The organism is Shewanella morhuae (genome assembly GCF_900156405.1).
Classification (GTDB): Bacteria; Pseudomonadota; Gammaproteobacteria; order Enterobacterales; family Shewanellaceae; genus Shewanella; species Shewanella morhuae.
Window position 1 is genome coordinate 1 of the sequence record NZ_FTNN01000030.1, and the last position, 4,477, is coordinate 4,477.

The 4,477-nt window shown below is 43.4% G+C and carries 4 protein-coding genes and 4 tRNA genes; 7 read left to right on the top strand and 1 reads right to left on the bottom strand.

The window, feature by feature from the left end; all coding sequences use genetic code 11:
* Positions 1-182: 182 nt before the first annotated feature.
* Positions 183-1,208, top strand: coding sequence for a UDP-N-acetylmuramate dehydrogenase (murB, locus tag BW947_RS18365; RefSeq protein ID WP_076502322.1), 1,026 nt, complete (start codon positions 183-185; stop codon positions 1,206-1,208).
* Positions 1,201-2,163: a bifunctional biotin--[acetyl-CoA-carboxylase] ligase/biotin operon repressor BirA gene (gene birA, locus BW947_RS18370; RefSeq protein WP_076502323.1), complete on the top strand. Its 963-nt coding sequence runs from the start codon at positions 1,201-1,203 to the stop codon at positions 2,161-2,163. Before murB ends, birA begins: the two co-directional genes overlap by 8 nt.
* A gap of 10 nt (positions 2,164-2,173) precedes the next feature.
* On the opposite strand, the gene coaA is transcribed toward birA, so the two are convergent.
* Positions 2,174-3,124 carry a type I pantothenate kinase gene (coaA, locus tag BW947_RS18375; protein ID WP_076502324.1) on the bottom strand — a complete coding sequence of 317 codons (951 nt, stop codon included), beginning with the start codon at positions 3,122-3,124 and terminating at the stop codon, positions 2,174-2,176.
* 233 nt (positions 3,125-3,357) lie between these two features.
* On the opposite strand from coaA, the gene BW947_RS18380 reads away from it, so the two are divergent.
* The 5 genes from BW947_RS18380 to BW947_RS18400 form a co-directional block, all read left to right on the top strand.
* A tRNA-Thr gene (locus BW947_RS18380) sits at positions 3,358-3,433 on the top strand.
* A 9-nt stretch (positions 3,434-3,442) separates the two neighbouring features.
* Positions 3,443-3,527 (top strand) — tRNA-Tyr (locus BW947_RS18385).
* 37 nt (positions 3,528-3,564) lie between these two features.
* A tRNA-Gly gene (locus BW947_RS18390) sits at positions 3,565-3,638 on the top strand.
* 8 nt (positions 3,639-3,646) lie between these two features.
* Positions 3,647-3,722: transfer RNA gene (locus BW947_RS18395), tRNA-Thr, on the top strand.
* Between the two features lie 117 nt (positions 3,723-3,839).
* On the top strand, positions 3,840-4,477 hold a 638-nt coding region (locus BW947_RS18400), incomplete at its 3' end, for a GTP-binding protein (RefSeq protein ID WP_143562275.1).

Genomic DNA, 4,477 nt, shown 5'->3' on the forward strand with positions numbered 1-4,477 from the left:
ATGAGATGTAACGAAGCCAGCTGAATAAGCTGGCTTTTTTGCGTCTGTGATTTGGTATAAACAATATATTTTGTGCATTAAAGACGCTGTCTTTGTTGCGACTTCATCTGTACATTTCCTCATTTGCTGCAATCATCACTTTTAGCGGTTACAATGTATTTTTATTGTCATTGATCAAATATATGTCTCTCCTTCATAGTCTTAAGTCATTAAATTCCTTTGGTTTAGCACAATATTGCGCAGATCTTATTGAGGTTCACTCAAAAGAGGCTATAAAAGCAGTTTGTCTGCCACTATGGCAACAACAAACGTCTATGCTGATCTTGGGGGGCGGTAGCAATTTGGTCTTTACACAGGACTTTTACGGCACCGTTGTCAGAGTTTTATCTAAAGGGATAAAAGTATCTGAAGATGAAGAGGCGTTTTACCTCGAGGTTGAAGCGGGTGAAAATTGGCATGAACTCATTCAGTTTACACTTGAACATGGCATGTTTGGATTGGAAAACATGGCGTTGATTCCTGGTACGGTTGGTGCTGCACCGATCCAGAATATTGGCGCTTATGGAGTTGAACTGTGTGATGTATGCCACTGGGTTGAATATCTTGATTTAGTTTCGGGAGATTTTGTGCGCATCAGTGCAGCTGAGTGCCAGTTTGCCTATCGAGAATCTGTTTTCAAAGATACATTACGTAATCTTGCCGTGGTTACGGCAGTGGGATTTCGTTTAACCAAAAACTGGCAACCACGTTTAGCCTATGGTCCATTGCAATCATTTGATTCTGCGACGGTTTCGGCTCGTGAGATTTTTGATCGAGTTTGTCAGGTGCGCAGTGAGAAGCTCCCTGATCCGACAGTGCTGGGTAATGCGGGTAGTTTCTTTAAAAATCCACTTGTTAGTGCCGCTTATTATATGGATTTAGCGCAGCGATTTCCTACCATAGTGGGATATGCACAAACAAATGGGGCAGTGAAACTCGCTGCAGGATGGTTGATTGAACAAGCTGGATTGAAGGGGTTTGAACTAGGTAATGCGGCTGTACACGATAAACAGGCGTTAGTGCTTGTCAATCGTGGTGGTGCAACGGGTCAAGATATTTGTCGTTTAGCTTTGCATGTTATTGCGCAAGTGCATGACAAATTTGGCGTTGTGCTAGAAGCTGAACCTAGAATCATAGGTGCTGATGGGGAAGGAGATCTATATGTCTGATCATTGGGGAAGAAAACGGCAGATATTAGCTTTATTATCTAGTGGGCAATTTGTTTCAGGTGAGCAGTTAGCCTGTGAACTCGGTATTTCGCGCGCCGCAGTAAATAAGCATGTTGATACCTTAGAAAACTACGGTGTGGCAATTTATAGCGTGAAAGGTCGAGGATATAAATTGGCGAGTCCTATCTCGTTGATTGATGCATCACATTTAGTGCAATCCATTGATAACCGTTGTTTTTATTTTGATGAAATCGCCAGCACTAATGGCTTTATGTTGGGCCACACAACCGAGTTAAAAAATGGCGATGTGTGTGTGGCAGAGTATCAATCTGCAGGCCGTGGTCGCCGTGGTCGAACTTGGGTATCACCCTACGGACATCATTTATACTTTTCACTTTTCTGGTCATTTCCACAGGGCATGACGCAGGCTATGGGATTAAGTTTAGTCGTGGCTTGTACTTTGGTGGAGGTGCTTAAATCCTTTGGAGTGGAAAATATTGGCGTTAAGTGGCCGAATGATATCTATTTGGATCATAAGAAACTTGCGGGGATCTTGATTGAGATGTCAGGACAAGTTGATAGTGAGTGCCAGCTGATCATCGGTGTTGGTATTAATATGGCAATGTCAGAAGATCAAGGCAAAGGTATCGATCAGCCTTGGAGTGACTTATCGGCATTGGCGACTATGCCAAACAAGACAGACCTTGTTATTGAGCTACAGAAGCAACTAAAACGTGATATTCAGTTATTTGAGCGTGAAGGGCTAAGCGCTTTCAAGATACGTTGGCAAGCTGCTGATTTATTTTATGGGCGTGAAATACGCTTACTGATAGGTGAAAACACGGTCGAGGGAGTTTGCCGTGGTGTTGATGAGCAGGGTGCTGTATTGCTTGAAACCGCCGGAGGTACTAAAGCGTTTATCGGCGGAGAAATTAGCTTAAGGGCTCTAGAATAACGATATAGAGCTATTTACGCATTAGTACATGTGACATTAAATGATCTTGGCCTTTCTTTAGAATTAAATGAGCCCGCTCACGGGTGGGTTGAATATTGAGTTGCAGGTTTGGCCCGTTGATCGTATCCCAAATATTGGCGGCTATGGTATTTGCTTCATCATCAGTGAGCGTCGAGTAATGGTGGAAATAAGATTTTTTATCGCTAAAAGCGCCAGAGCGAAACTGCAAGAAGCGTTCTTTATACCACTGTTTTAAAAGTGGTTCTTCAGCATCTACATAGATAGAAAAATCAACAAAGTCAGATACAAAAGGACGGCGTGTATCGACAGGTGAATCTAGTCCTGTTTGCAATACATTTAAGCCTTCTAGAATTAAGATATCTGGCTGAGAGACTATCTGTTGTTGATTTTTAACACGATCATAGGTCACGTGTGAATAAATCGGGGCTTTAACATGTGGCCGGCCAGATTTAACTGCTGAAATAAACTCTACCAGCATTTTCATATCGTAGCTTTCTGGAAACCCTTTTCGCTGTAATAGTCCTTTGCGTTTTAAGTCCGCCAGTGGATAAAGAAAGCCGTCCGTGGTAACTAGTTCTACTTTCGAGTGCTCTGGCCAGTGTCGAAGTAGTGCTTGTAGTATACGTGCTGTGGTACTTTTCCCTACAGCGACACTACCTGCAATACTAATGATATAAGGGCTATTTGACGGCTTTTGGCCTAGGAACTCATCAACAACTAAACCGCGTTGCTGTTTGGCTTTGACGATTAAATTAAGTAACCGACTCAGCGGTAGATAAATATCGGTAACTTCCGATAATGAGATTTTCTCATTAATGCCTCTAAGGTTCTCCAAGTCTTGCTCACTTAATGTAAGCGGCACTGAATTTCGCAGTTCAGACCATTGCAACCGCTCAAAGGCAAGATAGAGTGCTTTTTGAATTGAATTTTTAGAAGTCATTGGCTTTCCTCAGCTTAGGAAAGGCACAGTACACTATGAGATTATTCGGAACAATACTAAATAGAGGGTAGCCTGTGTGTTTATGCCGTCATTAGTTGCATTTGCTGTTTAATTGCTCCGGGAAGATGAATTGCGTGTAAAAAAACAACGTTTAAGCACTTTTTTATATAATTACGCTTTTTTTGCTTGCACTTGACAGCACATTTACCTAATATCCCGTTCCGAAATGATGTGCCGGCATAGCTCAGTTGGTAGAGCAACTGACTTGTAATCAGTAGGTCCCGAGTTCGACTCTTGGTGCCGGCACCATATTTCTGTGGAGGGGTTCCCGAGTGGCCAAAGGGATCAGACTGTAAATCTGACGGCTCAGCCTTCGAAGGTTCGAATCCTTCTCCCTCCACCACTTTTTCTAGGTAGTTAGGTAGCCTAAGTTAGGTTGCGCGGACATCGTATAATGGTATTACTCCAGCCTTCCAAGCTGATAACGCGGGTTCGATTCCCGCTGTCCGCTCCAAATTAGTTGCTGATATGGCTCAGTTGGTAGAGCACACCCTTGGTAAGGGTGAGGTCGGCAGTTCGAATCTGCCTATCAGCACCAGCCTCTCTAAAGTTAGCTCCTACGCCTAAACATAAACGGTTCGATGTCATTTTAATGCATCGGATTTTTTCTATATGTTAGTTTTCATCACCAATATTCTTGGACTGAGGCATTACCATGGCTAAAGCTAAATTTGAACGTATTAAGCCCCATGTAAACGTGGGCACCATTGGTCACGTTGACCATGGTAAAACCACTCTAACTGCAGCTATTTCAGCAGTTCTGGCTAAGACTTATGGTGGCGAAGTGAAAAACTTTGCTCAAATCGATAACGCTCCAGAAGAGCGTGAGCGCGGTATTACTATTAATACTTCTCACATCGAATATGACACACCAGCACGTCACTACGCACACGTAGACTGCCCAGGTCACGCCGACTATGTTAAAAACATGATCACTGGTGCTGCACAGATGGACGGCGCTATTTTGGTTGTGGCTTCAACAGACGGCCCAATGCCACAGACACGTGAGCACATCCTGCTTTCTCGTCAAGTTGGCGTACCATACATCATCGTGTTCATGAACAAGTGTGACATGGTTGATGACGAAGAATTACTGGAATTAGTAGAGATGGAAGTGCGTGAACTTCTGTCAGAATACGATTTCCCAGGTGATGATTTACCTGTTATTCAAGGTTCAGCTCTGAAGGCCCTAGAAGGTCAGCCAGAGTGGGAAGCAAAAATTCTTGAGCTGGCAGCAGCACTAGATTCTTACATTCCAGAACCACAACGTGATATCGATAAGCCGTTCCTACT

Coding starts and splice junctions, on each gene's coding strand:
- murB (WP_076502322.1), top strand. CDS start 183: ATGTCTCTCCTTCATAGTCTTAAGTCATTAAATTCCTTTGGTTTAGCA.
- birA (WP_076502323.1), top strand. CDS start 1,201: ATGTCTGATCATTGGGGAAGAAAACGGCAGATATTAGCTTTATTATCT.
- coaA (WP_076502324.1), bottom strand. CDS start 3,124: ATGACTTCTAAAAATTCAATTCAAAAAGCACTCTATCTTGCCTTTGAG.